This window comes from Hanstruepera ponticola (assembly GCF_002940745.1).
Taxonomy (GTDB): domain Bacteria; phylum Bacteroidota; class Bacteroidia; order Flavobacteriales; family Flavobacteriaceae; genus Hanstruepera; species Hanstruepera ponticola.
The window spans coordinates 1669658-1693662 of sequence record NZ_POTB01000001.1; the positions used below are offsets into that span (position 1 = coordinate 1669658).

A 24005-nucleotide genomic window follows, 5' to 3' on the forward strand; every position below is an offset into this window, starting at 1 on the left:
CTAAATTTATTCCCCAGGAAAATCGGCTTTACGTTTTTCTAAAAATGCCGTAGTTCCTTCTTTAAAATCAGCCGTACCAAAGCAATTACCAAACTCTGAAATTTCAACGTCAAAACCATTAATACCATCTTGATAATTAGCATTAACCGCTTTAATGGCACCTTTAATAGCAACAGAAGAATTTCGCATAATTTTGCCTGCAATTTTTTCGGCAAGAGGTATCAATTCTTCTTGTGAGGTTACATGATTGACTAATCCGTATTCCAAAGCCTGATTGGCTTCAATCATACCAGCAGTCATAACCATTTCCATAGCACGACCTTTACCCACCAATTGCGGCAAGCGCTGGGTGCCGCCATAACCTGGAATAACACCCAGTGATACTTCAGGTAAACCCATTTTAGCATTCAAACTAGCCAACCTGAAATGGCAAGCCAGCGCTAATTCTAGTCCGCCACCTAGTGCAAATCCGTTAACAGCCGCAATTACTGGCGTGCCTAAATTCTCAACAAAATCAAATAATAATTCTTGTCCTTTTGCCGCTAGTTTGCCACCATTTTCAACATCGAAATCGGCAAATTCAGAAATATCTGCACCGGCAACAAAAGCTTTTTCACCACTTCCCGTTACTATAATAACTTTAGTTTCTTTGTCAGCATCAGCTTCCTCAAAAGCATCATGCAACTCTTGAATGGTTGCTTTGTTTAGTGCATTAAGTTTACTCGGTCTATTGATGGTTATGTAAGTAATTCCGTTTTCTGTTTTTGATAAGATGTTTTCGTTTGCCATTTTGGTATGATTATTTAATATAGACTTCAACAAGTTCAAATTAACAGTAATAACTTGTTATTCTTTAGGAAATGTGACCTTGAAAATGGTACCCATTCCTTCTTGTGATGTAAAGGTAATATTTCCATTATAAGTTTCCACAATATTTTTTACCATAGCTAAACCTAATCCCATTCCGCTGGATTTGGTTGTGAATTTAGGTTCAAACACTTTGGGTTTGTTTTCTTCAATAATACCTTTACCATTGTCTGATACTATAATATTAACTACTTTGTCGCTACTGGTTACCTCAACAATAATTTCAGGTGTTCTTGTGCTATTTTCGGGTATAGCTTGAATACCATTTTTTACTAAATTGGTTACAACACGAATAAGTTGTGTACGATCAAATTTAGCAACGATTTCATCTTCACTAGCTTTAAAAACAATGTAATCTTCATTAAAAATATCTAAAGCCAACTTGACAATTTTTACCACATTTAAAGTTTCATTTTGTTGAGCTGGCATTTTAGCGAAATTTGAAAAAGCCGAAGCAATAGAGCTCATGGTGTCTATTTGCTGGATAAGGGTTTTACTGAACTCATCTACTTTGTGATTGATTTCAGGGTCTTCAGGATTGAACTTACGTTGAAAACTTTGAACACTTAAGCGCATAGGCGTTAACGGATTTTTAATTTCGTGAGCTACCTGTTTTGCCATTTCTCGCCAAGCTTGCTCACGCTCGCTAGTTGCTAATTTTACCGCACTTTCTTCAAGCTCATCTATCATGCTATTGTATGATTGAACTAGTGTAGCAATCTCTTCACTGGTTTTATCTATATCAATTTTTTTATTCCGTTTTTCCAATCGTGTTTCATTCATTTTATCACTAATGGTTTTTAGTGATTTTGTAATGTATTTAGACAAGAAATAAGCCAAGACAATAGCAATCAGTAGCATGATGATATAGGCGTAACCTAATCGTTCTAAAAATTCATTTAGTTCTTTATTGAGAAAATCATCATTTTCCAAATAGTGTAAATGAAGTATGGCTAACGGTTTAAATTTTTGATCCGTTATTACTGAATAAGACGATAAATAGCCTTCTCCGTTTTCAATGGTGTTGTTTATATACCGTTTTTCTAATGTGTTTGATAAGGTGTTTAATATATCAGCATCTAAACACTTCGGAATAGAATCGGCCGCAAAACTGGCTTTGGACGATTTAAGTAAACTACCTTCTAGATCATAAAGATTGATTTCCATATTATGGATGGTAGCAATTTCATAAATTTCATCTTTAAAGATTAGTGGTACGTTCTCTTTGATTACTGGATAGGTTGTTTCCTTTATCGTGTACTCAACACTAGCTTTTATATTTTCTTCCTTACGATTTAAGCGGTCTTGATGGTAATCATGAGCTTCTTCGTTGTATTGATAAATGGTAACTCCAGCAATTAATATGGACGCCAATAGAACCAGGAGTATCATGGCTAGGAATATGCGAAGTCTTAAAGAAAGTTTAGCTAATTTCATTTATTATGTAAAGTCCACTAAATATAACAATAATCAAGCCAAATGGTTTAGGCATTAGTGTTTTTACTGCGAATGTTTTTATAGATTTTGAACCCTAGCATAATTAGCAAGCCCAAAACAAAAATTCCTATAACTCCAAAAATCCAGTTGAAAGCACTTTTTAAAATAACCAAAAATACAACTGCAAACAGAATAAAGGTGGCGCCTTCATTCCAAAGCCTCATGAAGTTAGATGTTTTGCGAACATCATCGCGTTGTAATTGTTTGTAAAACAGATGTGTTTTTAAATGGTAAATAATCAATAAAACCACAAATCCCAACTTAACATGCATCCAAGGCTGTTGCAACCATGACGGCATTAAAACCAATAACCAAATAGCAAATATGGTTGCTAATATTGCCGATGGCCATGTGATAATATTCCATAAACGCTTGGCCATAAGCTTTAATTGATTCCCTAAAATTTCTTTGTCAGGCGATGATTTATGAAAGGCTTCTATTTGATATACAAATAGCCTAGGAATATAAAACAAGCCTGCAAACCATGTAATGACAAAAATGAGGTGTAAGGATTTAATATAATTGTAATACTCCATTAATCTTCGAGGAATAAATAGTTTAACTGTTTATTATTGAATGCTTTGTTAAAGGCTTTTATTTCTTCCGAAACTAATACATTAAAAGCTTGTAATTGTTTGTCAATTTTTGCTGTTAATTCATTTTTTACAGCAATATCTTGATCTGTTGGTCCAAAATCTCCCATGCCAACCAAGGCATTTAAATGGCCCAATTTGTTAGTTAAACGAATTGGGAAATTCAAAGGGTCTTGAGCACTTTGATTTTTCGTTTGATACAATGCTTTTTCAATTTCTGAAAACTGTTCACGAAGTGTTTTTGACTTTTCAATTAAATCTGAAACGCGCTCATCATCTTTGTATTGTGATTCAAAGGCTGATAATTGCTTATCTATTTTACGAATCTTTTTTATGGTTTTATGAGCCTCATCCATAGTTTTATTTACGTCTGTAATAAAATCGAATTGCGCTTTCATATCTTCTAACGAGCTTTCAGATCTTGGGTCTGCCAGAATTGTGAATGGTTGAGACATCTCGACTGCGTTCGATGTGACATTGTTTCTTACATTAAGACTCACTTTATATTCTCCAGGTACAGCTTGCGGACCACTCAAACTCGCCCACCATAAAATCATACCATCTAATTTTTCGGCTCCATCATATGTCATATTCCAGTTAAACTGATTCATACCTTTTTTAACCCCTAACTTGTCTTCCTTTTTGTTTATTGTGCTAAAAGTTTTAATGGTATCACCTTTCTGATCGAAATAGGTTAAACTCACGGCATCATCTTCCTTATAATCTTTCAAATTAAAATACGTCATAACACCCTTTGGATGATTGGTTCCGGCTGTTTTACTACCAGATTGTCCTGCACCATCCATTCGGTAGGTATCTTTTGGTTTGAATAAGAAATTACTATTTGTACTTGAACCATAAAGCTGATGTAAAACACTTAAATCATCAATTATCCAAAGACTTCTACCTTGTGTGGCCACAATTAAATTATTATCCTTAATGGCTAAATCGGTTATAGGAACAACAGGTAAATTTAACTGAAACGGTTGCCAATTTTTACCATCATCGAACGAGATATACATCCCTGTTTCGGTTCCTGCATATAACAAGCCTTTTTGTTTAGGATCCTCTCGCACAACTCTTGTGAAATGTTCTGGATTTATACCATTAGTGATTTTTGTCCACGACTTTCCGTAGTCGGTAGTTTTGTATAAATACGGTTGAAAATCTCCTGTTTTATATTTAGTTCCTGCTACATAACACGTACCTTCTTCAAAGGCACTAGGTTCAATGCTGTTAATCATCATCCATTCAGGCATGCCTTTAGGAGTAATGTTTTCCCACGTTTCGCCACCATTTTTGGTAATATGAATAAGACCATCATCACTACCAACCCAGAGTAAACCTTCTTTTAAAGGTGATTCTTGAGCAGCGAAAATGGTACAATAATATTCCACACCTGTGTTATCTTGAGTGATTGGTCCTCCAGACGATTTCATCTTTTCAGGATCACTTCTGGTTAAATCTGGGCTGATAATTTTCCAAGATTGGCCTTCGTTTTCCGTAACATGAACATACTGTGAAAACGTATATAATCTATCGGAATTATGTCTTGAAAATATAATTGGAAAATTCCATTGAAAACGATATTTCATGCCTTCAGCACCATAACCCATGGGATTATCTGGCCAAACATTTATAGCTCTAACGGTTCCTTTTTTATGATTTACACGCGTTAGAAATCCACCATAACTTCCACCGTATACAATATCATTATCATCAGGATCTATAGCAATATGAGCCGATTCGCCTCCAGCTGTACTTTCCCAATCATCTTCGGTTATAGACCAACCATCTGTTCGATGTGGAATTCTTACTGTAGAATTATCTTGCTGTGCCGCATAAATACGATAAGGAAAATGATTGTCTGTAGTAACACGATAAAACTGTGAGGTTGGCTGATTATGATAGGTACTCCAAGTTTCGCCGCCATCATATGTTACTTGTGCACCACCATCATCACCAATTATCATGCGGTCTGGGTTTTCTGGAGCAATCCATAAATCATGATGATCACCATGTGGGGCATTATAGGTGTCGAAAGACTTTCCGCCATCGGTACTTTTATGATAACGTACATTTAAAACGTAAACAACATCTATATCTTTTGTATCGGCATAAACTCTGGTATAATACCAAGCGCGTTGTCTTAATTTACGCTCACTATTCACTTGATTCCAAGTTTCACCACCATCATCACTTCGGTATAATCCACCTTTATCTTTGTTTTCAACCATAGCCCAAACACGCTGATTATTTACTGGAGATACAGTTACACCTATAATACCGAGTGTATCCGTTGGAAAACCTTTATTTAAAGAAATCTCTTTCCAAGTTTCGCCTTTATCAGTACTTTTCCAAAGGGCAGACCCTTCGCCTCCCGAACTTAAACTATACGGTGTACGTTGTACGCGCCATGTTGAAGCATATAAAATTCTAGGGTTTGTAGGGTCGACCAATAGGTCAACTACACCAGCATGTTCATTTACAAACAAAGTCTTCCGCCATGTTTTTCCGCCATCTTCACTTTTGTAAACACCTCGTTCAGAAGTCGGTTTATAGATGTTTCCTAAAACAGCTGCATAAACCACATTATGATTGCTTTGATCTATTGCGATTCGAGGAATATGTCTTGATTTTTCTAGTCCAGACTGTTCCCATGTTTTTCCAGCATCAACACTTTTCCATATACCATATCCTGAAGAAACATTGCCACGAACTGTTTTTTCTCCACCTCCAGCATACAAGACATTTGGATCGCTTTTTGAAACTGAAATAGCTCCTATACTTCCACCAAAAAAGCCATCTGATATGTTTTTCCATTTACGACCACCATCTGTCGTTTTCCATATTCCACCACCTGTTGCCCCAAAATAAAACAAGTTGGGTTTATTGGGGACACCTGTTACAGCTGCACTTCTTCCACCACGAAAAGGACCGAGTAAACGATATTCTAAAGCATCGTATTTTGACTCTTCAAAAGTTTGAGCTGCAATATTAATTGGTAATAACAGTATGCATATAAGAAATAATAACAGTCGCATAATTTTTTTGGTTTTGGTTAATGATGACTAAAAATAAGGATTATTAAGAACTATTCTTTTTCAATTTTTAGATTTCGTTTTATTTCTCTATTTAAAAAGTAAGCTGTAACAATAGTTGCTAAAACATCAGCGATTGGGAATGACATCCACACACCCAATTCGCCATAAAATATTGGCAAAATGAAAATGAGTGGAATAAAGAAAAATCCTTGTCGTGTTAATGTGAGCAGAAGTGCAGGTGTTGCTTTACCAACTGCTTGAAAATAAGCCGCACCAATGAGTTGTAATGCAATAATTGGTGTAGCCGCAAATACCCAACGCATAGCACTTGGGGTTTCTGCAATTACATCTTTATTTGATGTAAATAATTTTGTAATCTCTTCAGGAAATATCATTAATAAAATAAAAACCAGTGTGGCTAAAGCTATTGCATACTTTATAGCTGTATTGATACTTTCTCGAACGCGGCCGTATTGTTGCGCACCAAAATTATAGCCAGCAATAGGTAAAAACCCTTGTGTAATACCATAAACTGGAAATAATGCAAACATGAGCATGCGCCCAACTATGGCATAAGCTGTTACCGATGTTTCACCGCCCAACTCAAATAGAATATTATTCATAAATAGGTAAGTAATACTAACTACGGCTTGTCTGGCCAAGGTTACAAAACCAAGAGAGCCTATTTCTTTAATAATAGGAAGATTCAGTCCAAAGTGATGCCATTTTATTTTTAACTCTGAATTTTCAGAAAGGAAAAACCATAAAATAAAGGCAAAGCATAACAAATACGATCCAGTAGTTGCCCAGGCTGCTCCAACCATTCCGTAGTCTAAAACATTTATAAATAAATAATCTAAAAGCAGGTTGCCAACAGATGGAATCATCATTGCGTACATAGCGAACTTTGGTTTGCCTTCTGCTCTAATAACCGTATTACCCATCATGCATAAAGCTAAAAATGGCACACCATACAATACTATTGTATAATAAATTTTTGCAGGTTCGAAAATGTTGCCTTTTCCTCCAAAAGCAGGTATAATATCATCCACATAATATAACCCAAAAGCTATCATCGTAACCGTTAACAAGAGTGTTAAGGTTAATTGATTGCCAAATGTTTTTAAGGCTTTGTTAGAATTATTAGCTCCTAATGCTCGCGATATAATTGAGGAACCTCCAATACCAATACTCATACCTAACGCAGCAATAAAAAAGGAAACTGGTAACACCACATTTATAGCAGCAATAGCAGTTGAACCGATCCAATTTCCGACGAATATGGTATCAACTAAAATATTTAGCGACATCACCAATATTCCAATAGAAGCTGGTACGGCCTGTTTGATTAGTAATTTACCTATAGGCTGTGTTCCTAAATCAACTGATGTAGATTTTTTCATTCAGATAATGCCGTTTCAGTAATAGCCCATTCGTTTATCCAATCAGCTAGAACACGAACCCAAGCGTCATCATCATTTAAGCATGGTACGGTTGTAAACTCATTCCCACCTATTTCATGAAATATTTCTTGTCCTTCCATGGCAATTTCTTCTAAAGTTTCCAGGCAATCACTAACAAAGGCTGGTGTTACAATAGCCATGTTTTTTATACCGTCTTTTCCTAATCGTTCAATTGTACGATCAGTATAAGGTTGTAACCATGGGTCAAAACCTAATCGGGATTGAAAACTTGTTGAATAGGTTCCATCCTCGAGATTTAATTTTTCAGCCACTAATCGGGTTACCTCAAAACATTGATGCCTATAACAAAACTCATGAGCACTTGATGGTGTTTTACAACAGCTTCCATCTATCTTGCAATGTGACTTTGTAATATCACTTTTTCGAATATGTCGCTCTGGAACACCATGATAGGAAAACAATAGGTGATCAAAATCTTTTCCTTCTAAATGACGTTTTATAGAATTTGAAAGCACCTCAATATATTCAGGTTTATTATAAAAAGCTGGTAAATCTGAAATTTTAATATTCGGAAAATATTGCTTTCTAACCTCTTCGGCTAATACCAAAATTGTTTCGGTTGTTGCCATAGCGAATTGTGGATATAATGGTATTAAAAAAACCTCATCAACGCCTTTATCAACTAATTCTTGTAAGCCATTCTTTATGGTCATACTGCCATAGCGCATAGCCAAGGCAACTGGAAAATCAACTTTGTTCTGAACCTTATCTTTTAAACGTTCAGATAGTACAATTAATGGGGACCCTTCCTCCCACCAAATTTTCTGATAAGCGGCAGCCGATGCTTTTGGTCTGGTGTTTAAAATGATTCCTTTTACTAACAGATTTCTTGCCCAAAGCGGCACATCAATCACACGCTCATCCATAAGGAACTCACCTAAATACTTTTTAACGTCTTTCGGATTGGGACTATCTGGAGATCCTAGATTTACTAATAATATTCCTTTTTTCATATCAATTTTAAGTCTTAAAATTAACTCAAAGACATTACATATTTTTTTGGTGTTGTTCCGTATTTCTTTTTAAATGCCGCAATAAAATGGCTTGCCGTACTATAACCCACGCGTAACCCTACTTCATTAACATTATGCTCGCCTGATTCCAATAACTTTCTGGCTACTTCCATTTTATAATCAAATAAAAAACTGAATACAGAGTCGCCATAAATTTCCTTGAACCCTTCTTTCAATTTTTTAAGACTTAACTGAATTTCATCAGCTAACTCTTGAAGGGTCGGTGGTTCTGCCATCCTTGAAATGATGATGTCTTTTGCTTTTCTGATTTTTATAACATTTGTTTCATCAGCAAGAAAAGGACATTGCTCAATGTTTGCATCTTCACTTCTATTAAAGTATAAGCTTAACAACTCGTAAGCTTTTCCTTTAAAATACAGATTCTTAATAGATTGATTTAAATTATAATTCACCAATTGATTAAGAACAATTGCCATGGACGGTGTAATGCTTCCATCTTTGTAATATTTTTTATGGCGATTGTCTTCACTTAAAAACGTAATATAGTCTGCTTCTTGAGAAAAAAGCCGATGAAACTTTTTTATGGAAATTAAAATGGATACCAACCAAGAATTCGGGTTTACATCCATGTGTATTGGTAAATCACGCTCCGGATTATATAATAACAAGGATGTTTCCTCTTGAATATTTAGCGTATACGTTCCATTGTTGAACTGAAAAGCACTAGAGCCCTTGACACAAAAATGAAATTGAATATAACTGCTATCTATCTCACGTTCAACTGTTTTAACTTCACTTGAATTGTTTTGAAACGTTAAAACGATGAAGCCATCGTCTATAGAAGACTCTTCAAAAGTTCCTTTAGCGATACTTTTTAGTTGATTATTTTCTTGCATGTTAAATTGCTTATTTAGAATAATTCTAAACTATATTGTATTAAAGCATTGTTATTACTGCAAAAATATGACATTTATCATATTAAGTTGTTAATAAAGTTTAAAAAACTACCAGCGACACTAAAAGTTCTTTCGGCGTTATTTTTATACATATATCCATTCTATTTTTGCGTAGTAATATCCAAATCAGGTAATGGAGCATTTCAATATTTCTAAAGGCAGTACATTTTACGCCATTGGTTTAAGTTATAAAAAAGCCGATGCAGAAGTTCGTGGTCATTTTAGTTTAGACAATAATGCTAAATCCAAATTGCTTGAACAAGCTAAAAATGAAGGGGTAGAAAGCTTAATTGTTACTTCAACGTGTAACAGAACTGAAATCTACGGTTTTGCACAGCATCCTTTTCAACTTATAAAATTACTCTGTGATAATACTATTGGTACAGTTGAGGAATTTCAGAAAGTAGCTTTCGTTTACAAGAACGGAGAAGCCATTTCGCATTTATTTCGTGTAGGTTCTGGGTTAGATAGTCAGATTCTGGGTGACTTCGAAATTATTGGTCAACTAAAACAATCGGCAATTGCGTCAAAAAAATTAGGCTTATTAAACGCCTTTCTTGAACGCCTTATTAATGCCGTCATTCAAGCGAGTAAACGTATTAAAACCGAAACAAATATTTCTACTGGAGCCACATCTGTGTCTTTTGCTTCTGTTCAATATATCTTAAACACCGTAAAAGATATTTCAACAAAAAATATTTTATTATTTGGGACAGGCAAAATAGGCAGAAATACCTGTGAAAATTTAATTAAACATACCAAGAATCCTCATATTACTCTTATAAATCGCACGAAAACAAAAGCAGAAGCCATTGCCGGAAAGTTTAACTTAACGGTTAAAGACTACGCCAATTTGCAAGAAGAAATAAATGCAAGCGATATTTTAATTGTTGCAACAGGAGCACAACATCCAACCGTTGATAAACAAATTATTCAAAATAATAAGGAGTTATTGATATTGGATTTATCAATACCAAAAAACGTAAATAAAAATGTAACCGATTTACAAGCCGTAAATCTTATTCATTTAGATTATCTGTCACAAATTACTGACGATACCTTAGAAAAACGCAAACAAGATATTCCGCTGGCAGAAAATATCATAAATGAAGTAGAGTCAGAATTTAATGCTTGGTTAGAAACACGTAAATTTGCACCTACTATTAAAGCGTTAAAAAATAAGCTTCAAGATTTTAAAATTGCGGAACTCGAATCACAACGTAAAAAATTATCTGACTTTAACGAGGAACAAGCTGAAATTATTAGTAATAATATCATCCAAAAAATAACCAATCATTTTGCTCACCATTTAAAAGATGATGCTATTTCTACAAACGATAGTTTAGAGCTTATTAAAAAAGTGTTTCAATTAGAAGAAACTACCCATCATGTCTAAAACAATCCGAATAGGCACTCGCGATAGCGAGCTTGCCTTATACCAAGCCAATATTGTTAAAAGTTTACTAGAACAATTAGGACATAAAACAGAACTCGTTCCTGTAAAATCAACAGGAGATATTGTTTTAAACAAACCTCTTTACGAATTGGGCATTACAGGCATATTTACAAAAACGCTTGATATTGCCATGCTAAATCATGATATTGATATTGCAGTGCATTCTCTAAAAGATGTGCCAACCGTTTTACCTAATGGTATTGTTCAAGCTGCGGTATTAAAACGCGGTAATGTTAGAGACACACTTGTTTTTAAAGATAATGAAGAATTTCTTGGTGCCAAAGATGCCGTTATTGCAACAGGCAGTTTACGCAGACGTGCACAATGGCTTAATAGATATCCTACACATAAAGTTGAAAATTTAAGAGGTAATGTTAATTCTAGATTACAAAAATTAGAAGATAACGAACACTGGAATGCTGCAATTTTTGCTGCTGCTGGAATTGGTCGTATTGGGTTAAGACCAGAAAATGCTATTAACTTAAATTGGATGATTCCTGCGCCAGCTCAAGGTGCCATAATGATAACTGCGCTAGAAGAAGATGAAGAAACACGAGCAATTTGTGCAGAATTAAATCACGAAGAAACGGAGATTTGTACAAGTATTGAACGTAAGTTTTTAAATAAATTAGAAGGTGGTTGCACCGCTCCAATAGGTGCTTTAGCATTTATTAAAGATGAAGAAATAACTTTTGAAGGTGTGCTATTAAGTACTGATGGTAGTAAAAAAATTGAAGTTAAACGCACCGAAAAACTTGGACATCATCACGATTTAGCTAATTTCTGTGCCAACTATATTATTGAGCGTGGCGGAAAGCGATTAATGGATACCATTAAACGTACTTCGGTTGGAACCAAAGTGTATTCTACCAAATCACTTACCGAAGATCAGTTACAATTATTTAATGAAAATATAGGTGTTGAAAGTTCTGATTTTGTGAAAATTAGCTTAAACAGAATCAAACCTCTAGTAGTTAGAAAGCCTATTCAAAACGTTATTATAACAAGCAAAAATGCTGTGGAAGCTTTATTACATAATTTTTCGGCAGTTGAATTACAATTTCAAAATATTTACTGTGTAGGCAGACGCACCAAAAGGCTTGTTGAAAAACGCATAGGACCTGTTAAACATGCAGAAAAAAATGCTCAAAAATTAGCTGAATATTTAGTAGAGTATATTGAAGGAACTGAAGTAACCTATTTCTGTAGCGACATTCGTTTGGATGCTTTACCTTCTATTTTAGAAGAAAACAATATTTCGGTAAATGAGATTGAGGCTTACCAAACTAAACTTGATGCGGTAAAAATTCCTGATTCTACTGAAGGTGTTATGTTTTACAGCCCATCTACTGTACAAAGCTACAGACAAGAAAATAATGCCGAATTAATAGCTTTTTGTATTGGTGAAACGACTGCAAAAGAAGCAAAAAAACACTTCAAAGATATTAGGATAGCAAAAGTTCCAACCGTTGAAAGTGTAATAGAATTAGTTAACGAACATTATATTTAAAAAAATTCCTGCTTTCGCAGGATTGACAGAGAAAATGATAAAAAACGATTTATTTTTAAGGGCTTTAAAAGGAGAAACAGTCGATAGGCCTCCTGTTTGGATGATGCGTCAAGCTGGTCGTTATCTGCCTGAGTTTATGGAAATTAAAGCCAAATACGATTTCTTTACACGCTGTCAAACACCAGAGTTGGCGAGTGAAATAACCGTTCAACCTATACGAAGATATGGTATGGATGCTGCTATTCTGTTTAGTGACATATTAGTCATTCCACAAGCTATGAATATCGAGGTTCAAATGAAACCTAATTTTGGTCCGTATTTACCCAATCCAGTTCGTACTCAAAAAGATGTCGATAAAGTCATTGTTCCAGATGTTACTGTTGCATTAGATTATGTATATCAAGCCATAAAGGCTACAAAAGAAAAATTGAACAACGAAATTCCATTAATTGGATTTGCGGGTTCACCTTGGACTATTTTATGCTACTGTGTACAAGGTCAAGGCAGTAAAAACTTCGATAAAGCCAAGGAGTTTTGCTTTACCAATCCAATTGCAGCACATCAATTACTTCAAAAAATAACGGATACAACTATAGCCTATTTAAAAGAAAAAGTAAAGGCAGGTTGCAATGCCGTTCAAGTATTTGATTCTTGGGGAGGCATGTTATCACCTGTTGATTATCAAGAATTCTCTTGGCAGTATATTCAACAAATAATTAATGCTTTAAAAGATGATGCGCCTGTTATCGCTTTTGGAAAAGGCTGTTGGTTTGCTTTGAATGAAATGTCTAAATCTGGAGCTTCTGCACTAGGAGTTGATTGGACGTGTTCTGCAAGAAATGCACGCTATTTAACTGGAGGTAACATTACACTTCAAGGTAATTTTGATCCTACACGATTATTTTCTCCTCCTTCTGAAATTAAGAAAATGGTTACCCAAATGATTAATGATTTTGGAAAGGACAAATACATTGTAAACTTGGGTCATGGTATTCTACCTAATATTCCGTTAGACCATGCCAAAGCCCTTATTGATGCCGTTAAAGAATATAAAGCTTAAATATTGATTGCTAGTTTTGGTTCATATTGTATTGATGGTATTCAAGAAAATGATGCTTGGCCTATTTGTGACTTTGTTGTTGCTAATGAAGATCGTCTAAAACGCTTTTTTCCACAAACACTTTCTCAAAATTTAACACCTACTCTTGCAAAATCATTTGTTGCAAAAAAAGTGAAGCAATTTTTAATCAATGAAGAGTTCGTGTACCTTCTAAAAGAAAAGGGATCTCATAAATTAGTAGGAATAATTTATTTAAAAGAACTTGATTGGGAAATAAAACAAGGAGAATTTGCTTACTGTATTGGTTATCAGTTTGAAGAAAAAGGACTAACGACTAAAACTGTTAGACTGCTTTCCGAGTATGCATTTAAAACTTTAGGACTCAAAACACTTCGTATTATAGTACATGAAAGCAATATCTCTAGTATCAAAGTTGCAACCAATAATAATTTCACTTGGAAAGAAACTTTATTAAAAGAATACACGCCTCCAGGTGAAGACACTCTTGATATGGAGTTATATGAATTATACAATGAAAAATAAGTTCTATCAATACATACAAACTTTACAAGATACTATTACTTCTAAATTAGAAGAAGTTGACGGCAAGGTTGAATTTCATGAAGATATTTGGAAACGCCCTGAAGGTGGAGGCGGAAGAACACGCGTTATTGAAAACGGGAATGTTTTTGAAAAAGGCGGTGTGAATATTTCGGCAGTCCATGGTGATTTGCCTGATACCATGCGTAAGCATTTTGGTGTTTCTGAAGCTGATTTTTTTGCCTGTGGCTTGAGTCTGGTTTTACATCCCAAAAACCCAATGGTGCCAACAGTGCATGCTAATTGGCGTTACTTTGAAATGTATGATAAAAATGGTGATATCGTTGACCAATGGTTTGGCGGCGGACAAGATTTAACACCTTATTACTTATTTGAAGAAGATGCCAAGCATTTCCACAAAGTTTGTAAAACAGCTTGTGATAAGCATAATCCAGATTTTTACGAAACCTACAAAGCTAGGTGCGATGAATACTTTTACAATTCGCACCGAAATGAAGCGCGAGGCATTGGTGGTTTGTTTTTTGATTATTGCAAGACTACCGATACTATGTCTATGGAAAAATGGTTTAACTTTGTAACAGAGGTTGGCGATAGTTTTTTAGATGCTTATGTCCCAATAGTTGAAAAACGAAAAGACTTACCTTTTTCTAAAGAACAGAGAGATTGGCAGGAAATTCGTCGTGGTCGCTATGTTGAATTTAATTTAGTCCACGACAAAGGCACCTTATTTGGTTTAAAAACCAACGGTCGCATTGAAAGTATATTAATGAGTTTGCCCCCACATGTACAATGGATTTATAATCATAAACCAGCATTGGGAAGTGAGGAAGAAAAACTTCTTGATGTTTTAAAACATCCTAAATCATGGGTCTAAAAAATAGTTTGCTCTGTTTACTGTTAGTTGCCATACCCTTATTGTGCTTTTCTCAAGAAACCGAAGAAGATATTATATACAAAGAAGAAACCGAATACAAGGTCTCTTATCCCAATAGAATTACAGCTCGGGCTTACTATGTAAACACATCTAATTCACTTCAACTTAACGATCGAAACTCCGATGCCTTTTTTAATCTTGAGCCCAATAAACAAAATCGCATTGGCGCCTCTGTTTCATTCCGAGGCATATCAGCCTCCTATTCTTTTGCGCCTAATTTTTTGGCTGAAAACAAGGACAATACAGATTCAAAGCTTTTTAATCTTAACTTCAGAACATTTTTTGGAAAGCATTTTATGCAAACCTTTGACCTTTTCAACGAAAAAGGATTCTATTTAAGTGATGATAATTTTTCTGTCTATTTGCCAAAAACTAGAAACTTTAAAATAGGTGGTGCGACTTCATATATATGGAATGAGAATTTTTCATTTCGGGCAATAACTTCTCAAGACGAAAAGCAGCTTAAAAGTACCGGTAGTTTTATTCCAAGAATTATATACTACTACTCCAAATTCAATTTTAGAACGGATTTAGTAAACCCTCCTATTGATGAGGATTACAAGTCTTTCGACATTGCTTTTGCGCCTTCCTATTATTACAATCTTGTTCCAACAAAAAACATCTTACTTTCAGCAGGAGTATCGGCTGGAATTGGATTGAATTATTCAAAATATGAAGGTGAGGATTCATTAACAACATTATTAACAGAATTGAACTTTAGAGCTTCGGCAACCTATGATATCGATAACTTATATTTAGGTACTCATTACAGCTACCTTATATTAAACCACGATGCTGACAGATCAACCCGAGTAAATGATAATATTCCTTACTTTCAAATATTTGTAGGGTATCGCTTTAAAGCACCTAAATCTCTGGTTGCTTTTGCAGATAACATGCAAAACAAATTGAATAACGAACTTGAAAAAATAAAAAAATAAACATGTACCCATTAAGAAGAAATAGACGTTTAAGAACTAATGAAGCAATTAGAAGTTTAGTTCGTGAAACCATAATTACACCAAATGATTTTTTAGTACCATTGTTTGTGGTTGAAGGTAAAGGCGTAAAAGAAGAAATCGCTTCTATGCCAAATTACTTTCGCTACAGTCTAGATTTATTGGAAAAAGAAGTACACGAACTCTGGAAAATGGGTCTGAAATCGGTATTATTATTTGTGAAAGTTCCGGACAATCTGAAAGACAACCAAGGGAAAGAGGCCTTAAACCCAAATGGTCTTATGCAAAGAGCTATAAAAACGGTCAAAAATGCATGTCCTGATATGCTGGTTATGACTGACGTCGCTTTGGATCCTTACTCCGTTTATGGTCATGACGGTATTATTGAAAACGGTATGATTGCTAATGATGTTACCGTTGATTTTTTAGCTGAAATGAGTGTGTCTCATGCTCAAGCTGGCGCGAATTTTGTGGCGCCTAGTGATATGATGGATGGTCGTATTTTGACCATTCGTGAAGCCTTGGAGGATGAGGGATTCACTGATACAGGAATTATGAGCTATTCAGCAAAATATGCTTCTGCATTTTACGGGCCATTTCGTGATGCTTTAGATTCAGCACCTGTTGATATGGTTAATATTCCGAAGGATAAAAAAACCTATCAAATGGATCCAGCAAACCGATTCGAAGCCATTCGGGAAACCGAAATGGATATCGATGAAGGAGCAGATATCGTTATGGTTAAACCAGGATTATGTTATTTAGACATTGTTCGTGAAATTAAAAACGAAGTTGATGTACCTGTGGCTGTTTATCAAGTGTCTGGCGAGTATGCTATGCTAAAGGCTGCAGCTGAAAAAGGTTGGTTAGACCATGATGCCGTAATGATGGAACAAGTAACAGCAATTAAACGCGCTGGGGCAGACATAATTGCTTCTTATTTTGCCAAGGATATTGTAAAATTGATTTCGTAAATTAGCCTCAAACTAATTACTATTTAATGGGTACATTAATTCTTTGGGCAACCGTTTCTATTTTCTTTTCTTTTTTATGTTCCATTCTTGAAGCCGTTTTGTTAAGTGTCACGCCAACATTTATCAATGTTAAAAAGCAAGAAGGTAAAGAGTACGCTGTAACTTTAGAGAATCTTAAGAAGGATGTAGATCAACCACTTATTGCAATACTCACACTTAATACTATTGCACATACTTTAGGAGCTATGATGGTTGGTATTGAAGCTGAAAAACTGCCTTATAAGGTTGAAATATTCGGAATAAATACTGTTGGAATTGTGTCCGCAATTATGACCTTACTTATATTAATTGCTTCTGAAATAATTCCAAAAACTATTGGAGCAACCTATTGGAAACAATTAGCCAATTTCACTTCAAAAGCGTTGACTGTTTTAATATTTCCATTAAAATGGACAGGTATTTTATGGTTACTACGCCTGACTACAAAACTTATTGGCGGTAGTGCTCACGGTAGTGTGTTAAGTCGTGAAGGTTTTATGGTTATGACTGATATGGCTCATGAAGAAGGTGTTTTTCAAGAGAGTGAAAGTAAGGTTATAAAAAATCTTTTGACATTTAAAGATGTTCAGGCAAAAGATGTCATGACGCCTAGAACAGTTATGAAAACGGAAAATGAAAATATAACTGTTGAAGAATTTTTTAATAAAAATCTGAATCTCCGTTTTTCTAGAATACCTATTTATGTGGATACGGAAGATAATATAAAAGGTCTGGTTTTAAAGGATGATGTTTTTAAGGAAATGGCACTCGACAATAACAAAAAAAAGTTGTCAGAATTAAAGCGAAACATCATTATTGTTAGTCGCGATTTATCCATTCCTATTCTATTTGAAAAACTTGTTGAAAGCCGTAATCACATGGCATTAGTTGTAGATGAATATGGTTCAGTAAGTGGTTTGGTCACTATGGAAGATGTTATTGAAACCTTACTCGGACTTGAAATTATGGACGAAAGTGATAACGTTTCTGACCTACAATTACAAGCAAGAAAAAACTGGGAAGCTCGTGCCAAAAAACTAGGCATTCTAAATAACCCAGAAGCTGAAGAGTAATGGAATCCTGTATCGTTAATACACCTTTAGGTTTTACAAAAATTGTTGGTAATGAAAAGGGTATACGATCTGTTACGGTTTTAAATTCTGAAGAAAACGTTTCCGATATTATACCAGATACTCTTGAAGATTGTGTTTATCAATTGAATGAATACTTCGATGGCGAACGAAAAAAATTCGATTTAAATTTAAATCCGCAAGGAACTGATTTCCAAAAACGGGTTTGGGATGAATTGTTGCATATTCCTTATGGTAAAACCCTTTCATATCTTAATTTATCCAAAAAGTTAGGCGATGTAAAAGCCATACGCGCTGTTGCCAATGCCAATGGTAAAAACCCATTATGGATTATTGTGCCTTGCCATCGAGTCATAGGTAGTGATGGAAGCTTAACTGGATATGCAGGTGGATTGCACAGAAAGCAATGGCTTTTAGAACATGAAAGCCCTTATAAACAGCAAAGCTTGTTTTAAAGCTTAAGAATCATATCAAAGTCTGCTGCTTTTTCAATAACGGTCTTAATTTTTTCTTCAGTTATAGATTTTTTTTGGGCGTTCACATCATTAACTGGAACACCAACAAACTCAAAAAATCCTCGGAATCCTTTTGGGCTGTGAACATTAATCCATTTACACGCTGAATCACTATTATTTGTGAATGTATGAATTGTTTTTGGAGGTAAATCAACCAATTCACCAGTCTTAACTATTTTAATCTGACCATTTATCATAAACTCCATCTCACCTTCAGTAATTAAGAAGGTTTCAGAAAATTCATTATGCAAATGAGGTGGTGGTCCCTGCGTATGAGGAGGTGTCTCTCCCATTGCAAAATCATAATCGCCAGTAGTCATATAGTTAGTAACCTTATGTCCTAGCACCCAAAAAGTTTCAGTGGTTTTCATTTCGTGAGATTTTTGTCTCACAAATGTATTTTCTTTTTTTGAGTTTACAAAATTTTATGAGATATTTGTCTCATGAAAAATATGTCACTAACAACGGGACGTCAATCTCAAAAGAGAAAAACAAGACAAAAACTCTTGGAAACGGCTCAAGGACTACTATCAAAAGGGTTGTCGTTTACCCTCGAAGATGTTGCTCAACATTCCAACACGTCGAGAGCTACCGTTTATAGATATTTTTCAAATATTGACATTCTGTGTTCAGAAGCTGGAATAGATATTCACACAAAATCTCCAGAAACACTCGTTCACGAAAGCAAGCATTTATCGGTTATAGATCAAATATTATTTATACAAGATTATTATAATCAACTAGCCATAGATAATGAACCCGCTTTTAGAAAATATTTAAGTGTTTACTTGAAAGAAGATTTTTCAGCATCAGAAAAATCCCTTCGAGGTGCCAGAAGAACAGCCGCATTAGAGTTGGCATTAGAACCTTATAAAAATCAACTTGGTGAGGACTTTCAAAACATTGTTGCATCAGCAACTGTTCTAATGGGAATAGAGCCCATGATTACTGCTAAAGATGTTTGTAAACTAAAAAGTAAACCAGCCAAACAATCTCTAGCTTGGGCTTTAAAAACGTTACTAGAAAATTTTGACCTTAAAAATTTAAAATAAATTCATTTTAGTATATTTAATCTACTAAAACTACCAAATGAAATTTTTAAAAAACCTCCTTAAATGGGTTGTTATCGTTTTCGGTCTGCTCATTATTACACTCTACTTAACCGATACTGATTATCTGTTAAAAGCTGTTAGAACAATATATCTTAAAGGTTACACAACAGCCTATCTTGAAGATTACAAGCATTTTGATAATGCTGTTGTTGAAAATGACAAGCCACAGCCCTGGACAAAACACAAAGATTATAATTCAGTTGAAGCAACTGAAACCTTGAAAAACATAAATGCCCAAAATGGTACCATTGCCTACGTCATAATCAAAAATGATAGTGTTTGGTTTGAAAAATACTACGATGGATTTGATGAAAATTCAAAATCAAATTCTTTCTCTATGGCAAAAAGTTATGTGTCGGCTATGTTAGGAAAAGCTATTATGGATGGCTATATAAAAAATCTAGACCAACCGGTTTGCGATTTTATTCCAGAATTTTGTGAAGGAAAAGATAACAAAGCTGCAAAGCTTACAGTTGGTGATTTATCGTCTATGGCTTCAGGAACCAATTGGGATGAGCGTTATTATTCGCCATTTTCAATCACTACACGTGCTTATTTTGATGATGATTTAGATAAAGTCATGCTTGGTTTAGATGTTGTTCGCGAACCTGGAACAAGCTATAAATATGCCAGTGGTGACACACAAATGTTAGCTATGGTATTGGAACGCGCTACAGGTAAAAAGCTTTATGATTACCTAACCGAAAGTTTCTGGAAGCCTTTAAATTCAGAAAATGCTACACTTTGGCAAGTGGATAGTGAAGATCATGATATGGTTAAAGCATACTGCTGTATAGCTAGTAATGCCAAAGATTTTGCCCGAATGGGTAAACTCTATAAGGATTATGGTAAGTGGAATGGTCAGCAACTTTTAGATTCTTCATTTATCGCAAAATCCATCAAGCCTAGATTTACCGAAAGCCCAGAATATGGTTACGGTTGGTGGTTGAAGAAAATGAATGGCAAATCGTTTTTTATGATGCGTGGTCATTTAGGGCAATATGTTATTGTAGAACCAAATGATAACGTCATAATTGTAAGACTTGGTCATGCCAAAGGACCTGGTGATGCCATTGCTACCTTTACACCAGATATTACAACCTATATTGAAGAAGCCTATCATATGCTTGAAAAATAATTATTATGATTTCTAAACTAAATCTCGAAAACATACTTTTTCTGGACATTGAAACTGTTCCTGAAACACAACATTTCTCTGATTTAGACGAAACCAAACAAGCCCTTTGGGAAGCCAAATCGCAATACCAGCGCAAAGATGATTTCACAGCTGAAGAGTTTTACGATCGTGCAGGAATTTGGGCTGAATTTGGGAAAATAATATGTATTTCAGTTGGTTATTTTAAAATGCAAGGTGATATTAGAACCTTTCGTGTTACCTCATTTTATGGTGATGAAATAAAAATTTTAAAAGACTTTAAAAACCTTCTTATTTCACATTTTAGCCAAAACAAGCACTTATTGTGTGCTCACAACGGTAAAGAATTCGATTTCCCATACATAGCAAGGCGTATGATAATTCACAATATTGAATTACCTTATAAATTAAATCTCTTTGGTAAAAAGCCTTGGGAAGTTCCGCATTTAGATACTTTAGAGTTATGGAAATTTGGCGATTATAAAACTTATACCTCATTAAAATTACTAACCAATGTTTTAGGCATTCCTTCGCCTAAAGATGATATTGATGGTAGTGAAGTTTATCATGTATATTACGAAGAACAAAATATAGATCGCATAATCACCTATTGCGAAAAAGACACGATTGCTGTAGCTCAAATTTTCTTGCGATTACGAGGAGACGAACTCCTTCATGATAGTGAAATTATAAGCGTATAAAAAAAGTCCAGATTTAAAATCTGGACTTTTTAATTAATAGGTTATTTATAGCAGATTATTGCTTAATAAACTTTTTAGTCATGGTTTCTTCACCATCATTTACTTCAATAAAGTACATTCCAGTTTTTAATCCTGAAACATTAATTTCTTTTATTGAGTTTCCAGTTAATACAGTTTGACCAATCATATTCATAATACGATAAGTTCCTTGTGCGTTTCCTGGTAATTTCACATATAATATTCCTCCTTTAACAGGGTTAGGATAAATTGTGAAATCATCTTCACCAAAACCATCATCTGTATCTAAAGTTCTAACAAACTCTAAATTTTGTGTTTCAGTTCTTATATTACCATTACTAATACCTCTAATCGTTACCTGATCAATATAAATTTGATCGGCATTTCCACTTGCATCACATTGGAATCTAAATTGTGAATTGCTAGCAAAGTTATATTGCGACGCATCTAGCGTAACTGTAGCCGTGTAGAACGTGTTATTGTTAAAGTTAGTACCACTAGCCCAAGCTGCTACTGTTGTCCAACTTGATCCGTTATAATAGCGTAACCAAAAGTCTTCATTATTCTCCATACTATAAGAATAGAAATAGAATTCTACCTCAACTTGTTGATAGGACGTTAAGTTAAATGAAGGGGATGTCATTGCAGATGCAGTTCCAGAATTATCTCTTATGCGAATAGAATATTGTCCTTCGTATGATCTAGATCCGCTGTAACGATAGCAATCACTTCCTCCATCAGACCAGCCATCCCATCCAGACTCGAAGAATCCTTCATGTAATACATCTGTACCGCCTGTTGAGCAAGGTGCACAAGAGCTACCTCCACAATCAATACCAGTTTCATCTCCATTTTGGATTCCATCATCACAAGTTGGTGGTGTAACACAAGGTACGCAATCTGGCCCGCCACAGTCAACACCAGTTTCATTTCCATTTTGAACGCCGTCATTACACGTTGGTGCTGGTCCGCCTCCTAAACAGAAATTAGTCGTTTCAGAAGATGTAAAAGATCCTCCTGAAGCTAATGTTCCTGAAGCATCAGTTACACTATAAGAACCATTACCGTAAGAACAGCAAATACCATCTCCATACGCATCAGTAATTTGGAAATCGTAACAACCATCAGGTAAGCAGAACGTTTCAGTAATTGAAGAACCATCAGGATTTGCAGTAGAATAACTTCCAGAAGCTACTGTTGTACCACTAGAGTTTTTCAGTGTCCATGCTGTTTCTTCAGGGTAATTATCGAAAGTAATATTTACATTAATTTCATTTTCTGTACAAGCTGTTTGACATGGTGCGCAATCTGGTCCACCACAATCTACACCAGTTTCATTTCCGTTTTGAATACCATCACTACACGTTGGTGTAGTTCCGCCACCACCGCACTTATCAGATAATGCTAAAGAGCGTCTTGCTCCACCTGCTTCTAAAACAGCACGCATTCTATTTTTCTGACCTTGAGTGAATAAATTCATACACGAATCATTAGTGTAATCCATATAGTTCTGAATCATATCTGTTGAACCACAAGACACACGTCCAGAAGGGCATCCATAGTTAGATGTTTGGTGTGTAGGTGTGTCACTAACAAAATCATTACCACAATTAGAATCTCCCCAAATGTGACGTAAGTTAAAATAGTGTCCTATTTCATGAGTAGTAGTACGACCTCCGTCATAAGGAGCAGTAACAGCACCTGTACGTCCAAATGCATTATATATCATAACTAATCCATCGGTTGCAGCATTTCCACCAGGGAATTGCGCATAACCTAGAAGATTAATTGTCTGACCTTGTGAAACAGTTGTCATTTTTGGTACAACCCACATGTTTAGATACTCACTGGTATTCCATGGATCAATTCCTCCTGACGATGAACGCTTGGCATCATCATTAGCTCCCCAATCTTGCCGTGTTGTTTGTTTTCTTGTAATACCAGATGTTGCATTTCCATTTGGATCAACAGTTGCTAGACAAAATTCAATTTCCGTATCTGCAGCTTGCGACCACGTGTTATCGGCATCTGGATTTGTACGTCTAAAATCTTCGTTTAAAACATCTAGCTGCGACTGAATTTGAGCTAAACTAATGTTTTCTGTACTGTTTCGGTACAATACATGTACGACCACTGGAATTGTGATAATTGAACCATCAATTCTGTAGTTTTGGGACTCCATTTGTTGGATTTTATTTTGCGTAAAAATTTCAATCTCTTGCATACGCTGTTCTAATCCTGGGTCTTGTTGTTTTCTATATTCCAAATTTTCCATAGCTCCACAGCGCTGATACTGTGCAAAACTTGAAAAAGCGAACATAAAACACAAAATTCCTAATGTAATAGTTTTTTTCATGTGAATTGTTTAATTTTTTAATAATTTGGTTAATAATTCGTCGATGAAAATACCAATATTTTGTTAAAAAAAAAGTTTTACTACAACGTTTTCGTTGAATAACATATGTAAGGTTTTTCTTTACGGAAAAACCGTAATAAAAGTTCAG

21 protein-coding genes are annotated in these 24005 nt (G+C 35.0%); 12 read left to right on the plus strand and 9 right to left on the minus strand.

Annotated elements, in window-relative coordinates; translation table 11 throughout:
* Window positions 1-6 precede the first annotated feature (6 nt).
* The 7 genes from C1S72_RS07580 to C1S72_RS07610 are packed head-to-tail and all read right to left on the minus strand — an operon-like array spanning window position 7 to window position 9355.
* The gene (locus C1S72_RS07580; RefSeq protein ID WP_104735014.1) at window positions 7-789 is read right to left on the minus strand and encodes an enoyl-CoA hydratase/isomerase family protein; all 783 of its coding nucleotides are present in this window, start codon (window positions 787-789) and stop codon (window positions 7-9) included.
* A gap of 57 nt (window positions 790-846) precedes the next feature.
* A complete protein-coding gene (locus tag C1S72_RS07585) occupies window positions 847-2304 on the minus strand; it encodes a sensor histidine kinase (RefSeq protein ID WP_104735015.1) in 1458 nt (485 codons plus the stop codon).
* 47 nt (window positions 2305-2351) lie between these two features.
* Complete coding sequence (locus tag C1S72_RS07590; protein WP_104735016.1) at window positions 2352-2900, minus strand: CopD family protein; 549 nt, start codon at window positions 2898-2900, stop codon at window positions 2352-2354.
* Window positions 2900-6001: a WD40/YVTN/BNR-like repeat-containing protein gene (locus C1S72_RS07595; RefSeq protein ID WP_104735017.1), complete on the minus strand. Its 3102-nt coding sequence runs from the start codon at window positions 5999-6001 to the stop codon at window positions 2900-2902. Before C1S72_RS07595 ends, C1S72_RS07590 begins: the two co-directional genes overlap by 1 nt.
* 50 nt (window positions 6002-6051) lie before the next feature.
* Window positions 6052-7404, minus strand: a complete 1353-nt coding sequence (locus C1S72_RS07600) for an MATE family efflux transporter (RefSeq protein WP_104735018.1) — start codon at window positions 7402-7404, stop codon at window positions 6052-6054.
* Entirely contained in the window at window positions 7401-8438 is a 1038-nt protein-coding gene (hemH, locus tag C1S72_RS07605) for a ferrochelatase (protein WP_104735019.1), read from the minus strand. Before hemH ends, C1S72_RS07600 begins: the two co-directional genes overlap by 4 nt.
* A 20-nt stretch (window positions 8439-8458) precedes the next feature.
* Window positions 8459-9355: an AraC family transcriptional regulator gene (locus C1S72_RS07610; protein WP_104735020.1), complete on the minus strand. Its 897-nt coding sequence runs from the start codon at window positions 9353-9355 to the stop codon at window positions 8459-8461.
* Between the two features lie 193 nt (window positions 9356-9548).
* On the opposite strand from C1S72_RS07610, the gene hemA reads away from it, so the two are divergent.
* The 9 genes from hemA to C1S72_RS07655 are packed head-to-tail and all read left to right on the plus strand — an operon-like array spanning window position 9549 to window position 18454.
* A complete protein-coding gene (hemA, locus tag C1S72_RS07615; RefSeq protein WP_104735021.1) occupies window positions 9549-10811 on the plus strand; it encodes a glutamyl-tRNA reductase in 1263 nt (420 codons plus the stop codon).
* Window positions 10804-12381, plus strand: a complete 1578-nt coding sequence (gene hemC, locus C1S72_RS07620; protein WP_104735022.1) for a hydroxymethylbilane synthase — start codon at window positions 10804-10806, stop codon at window positions 12379-12381. Before hemA ends, hemC begins: the two co-directional genes overlap by 8 nt.
* Window positions 12382-12415: 34 nt before the next feature.
* A complete protein-coding gene (hemE, locus tag C1S72_RS07625) occupies window positions 12416-13441 on the plus strand; it encodes a uroporphyrinogen decarboxylase (protein ID WP_104735023.1) in 1026 nt (341 codons plus the stop codon).
* Window positions 13442-13444: 3 nt separating this feature from the next.
* Window positions 13445-13984, plus strand: a complete 540-nt coding sequence (locus C1S72_RS07630) for a GNAT family N-acetyltransferase (RefSeq protein ID WP_104735024.1) — start codon at window positions 13445-13447, stop codon at window positions 13982-13984.
* The gene (gene hemF, locus C1S72_RS07635; protein WP_104735828.1) at window positions 13974-14876 is read left to right on the plus strand and encodes an oxygen-dependent coproporphyrinogen oxidase; all 903 of its coding nucleotides are present in this window, start codon (window positions 13974-13976) and stop codon (window positions 14874-14876) included. Before C1S72_RS07630 ends, hemF begins: the two co-directional genes overlap by 11 nt.
* Window positions 14867-15877 carry a DUF4421 domain-containing protein gene (locus C1S72_RS07640; RefSeq protein ID WP_104735025.1) on the plus strand — a complete coding sequence of 337 codons (1011 nt, stop codon included), beginning with the start codon at window positions 14867-14869 and terminating at the stop codon, window positions 15875-15877. Before hemF ends, C1S72_RS07640 begins: the two co-directional genes overlap by 10 nt.
* A 2-nt stretch (window positions 15878-15879) precedes the next feature.
* A complete protein-coding gene (gene hemB / locus C1S72_RS07645; protein ID WP_104735026.1) occupies window positions 15880-16869 on the plus strand; it encodes a porphobilinogen synthase in 990 nt (329 codons plus the stop codon).
* 26 nt (window positions 16870-16895) lie between these two features.
* Window positions 16896-17981, plus strand: coding sequence for a CNNM domain-containing protein (locus tag C1S72_RS07650; RefSeq protein WP_104735027.1), 1086 nt, complete (start codon window positions 16896-16898; stop codon window positions 17979-17981).
* Window positions 17981-18454 carry a methylated-DNA--[protein]-cysteine S-methyltransferase gene (locus C1S72_RS07655; RefSeq protein ID WP_104735028.1) on the plus strand — a complete coding sequence of 158 codons (474 nt, stop codon included), beginning with the start codon at window positions 17981-17983 and terminating at the stop codon, window positions 18452-18454. Before C1S72_RS07650 ends, C1S72_RS07655 begins: the two co-directional genes overlap by 1 nt.
* Here C1S72_RS07655 and C1S72_RS07660 read toward each other — a convergent pair.
* Window positions 18451-18885, minus strand: a complete 435-nt coding sequence (locus tag C1S72_RS07660) for a cupin domain-containing protein (protein WP_104735029.1) — start codon at window positions 18883-18885, stop codon at window positions 18451-18453. The two genes, C1S72_RS07655 and C1S72_RS07660, sit on opposite strands and share 4 nt — an antisense overlap.
* Before the next feature lie 81 nt (window positions 18886-18966).
* On the opposite strand from C1S72_RS07660, the gene C1S72_RS07665 reads away from it, so the two are divergent.
* Genes C1S72_RS07665 through C1S72_RS07675 form a run of 3 tightly spaced genes read left to right on the plus strand, consistent with a single transcriptional unit; the run spans window position 18967 to window position 21483 of the window.
* A complete protein-coding gene (locus C1S72_RS07665; protein ID WP_162919944.1) occupies window positions 18967-19566 on the plus strand; it encodes a TetR/AcrR family transcriptional regulator in 600 nt (199 codons plus the stop codon).
* A 37-nt stretch (window positions 19567-19603) separates the two neighbouring features.
* Window positions 19604-20764, plus strand: a complete 1161-nt coding sequence (locus tag C1S72_RS07670; protein ID WP_104735031.1) for a serine hydrolase domain-containing protein — start codon at window positions 19604-19606, stop codon at window positions 20762-20764.
* A 5-nt stretch (window positions 20765-20769) separates the two neighbouring features.
* Window positions 20770-21483, plus strand: coding sequence for a 3'-5' exonuclease (locus C1S72_RS07675; protein ID WP_104735032.1), 714 nt, complete (start codon window positions 20770-20772; stop codon window positions 21481-21483).
* 55 nt (window positions 21484-21538) lie between these two features.
* Here the strand turns inward: C1S72_RS07675 and C1S72_RS07680 are convergent, their stop codons facing one another.
* Entirely contained in the window at window positions 21539-23857 is a 2319-nt protein-coding gene (locus C1S72_RS07680; RefSeq protein ID WP_104735033.1) for a M43 family zinc metalloprotease, read from the minus strand.
* Between the last annotated feature and the right edge of the window lie 148 nt (window positions 23858-24005).

What these genes read in the sequence shown, in the direction of transcription:
- C1S72_RS07655 (WP_104735028.1), top strand. Translation starts at nt 17,981, where the DNA reads ATGGAATCCTGTATCGTTAATACACCTTTAGGTTTTACAAAAATTGTT.
- C1S72_RS07665 (WP_162919944.1), top strand. Translation starts at nt 18,967, where the DNA reads ATGTCACTAACAACGGGACGTCAATCTCAAAAGAGAAAAACAAGACAA.
- C1S72_RS07650 (WP_104735027.1), top strand. Translation starts at nt 16,896, where the DNA reads ATGGGTACATTAATTCTTTGGGCAACCGTTTCTATTTTCTTTTCTTTT.
- hemC (WP_104735022.1), top strand. Translation starts at nt 10,804, where the DNA reads ATGTCTAAAACAATCCGAATAGGCACTCGCGATAGCGAGCTTGCCTTA.
- hemF (WP_104735828.1), top strand. Translation starts at nt 13,974, where the DNA reads ATGAAAAATAAGTTCTATCAATACATACAAACTTTACAAGATACTATT.
- C1S72_RS07640 (WP_104735025.1), top strand. Translation starts at nt 14,867, where the DNA reads ATGGGTCTAAAAAATAGTTTGCTCTGTTTACTGTTAGTTGCCATACCC.
- hemH (WP_104735019.1), bottom strand. Translation starts at nt 8,438, where the DNA reads ATGAAAAAAGGAATATTATTAGTAAATCTAGGATCTCCAGATAGTCCC.
- C1S72_RS07585 (WP_104735015.1), bottom strand. Translation starts at nt 2,304, where the DNA reads ATGAAATTAGCTAAACTTTCTTTAAGACTTCGCATATTCCTAGCCATG.
- C1S72_RS07595 (WP_104735017.1), bottom strand. Translation starts at nt 6,001, where the DNA reads ATGCGACTGTTATTATTTCTTATATGCATACTGTTATTACCAATTAAT.
- hemE (WP_104735023.1), top strand. Translation starts at nt 12,416, where the DNA reads ATGATAAAAAACGATTTATTTTTAAGGGCTTTAAAAGGAGAAACAGTC.
- C1S72_RS07600 (WP_104735018.1), bottom strand. Translation starts at nt 7,404, where the DNA reads ATGAAAAAATCTACATCAGTTGATTTAGGAACACAGCCTATAGGTAAA.
- C1S72_RS07580 (WP_104735014.1), bottom strand. Translation starts at nt 789, where the DNA reads ATGGCAAACGAAAACATCTTATCAAAAACAGAAAACGGAATTACTTAC.
- C1S72_RS07670 (WP_104735031.1), top strand. Translation starts at nt 19,604, where the DNA reads ATGAAATTTTTAAAAAACCTCCTTAAATGGGTTGTTATCGTTTTCGGT.
- C1S72_RS07675 (WP_104735032.1), top strand. Translation starts at nt 20,770, where the DNA reads ATGATTTCTAAACTAAATCTCGAAAACATACTTTTTCTGGACATTGAA.
- C1S72_RS07610 (WP_104735020.1), bottom strand. Translation starts at nt 9,355, where the DNA reads ATGCAAGAAAATAATCAACTAAAAAGTATCGCTAAAGGAACTTTTGAA.
- hemB (WP_104735026.1), top strand. Translation starts at nt 15,880, where the DNA reads ATGTACCCATTAAGAAGAAATAGACGTTTAAGAACTAATGAAGCAATT.
- C1S72_RS07680 (WP_104735033.1), bottom strand. Translation starts at nt 23,857, where the DNA reads ATGAAAAAAACTATTACATTAGGAATTTTGTGTTTTATGTTCGCTTTT.
- hemA (WP_104735021.1), top strand. Translation starts at nt 9,549, where the DNA reads ATGGAGCATTTCAATATTTCTAAAGGCAGTACATTTTACGCCATTGGT.
- C1S72_RS07590 (WP_104735016.1), bottom strand. Translation starts at nt 2,900, where the DNA reads ATGGAGTATTACAATTATATTAAATCCTTACACCTCATTTTTGTCATT.
- C1S72_RS07660 (WP_104735029.1), bottom strand. Translation starts at nt 18,885, where the DNA reads ATGAAAACCACTGAAACTTTTTGGGTGCTAGGACATAAGGTTACTAAC.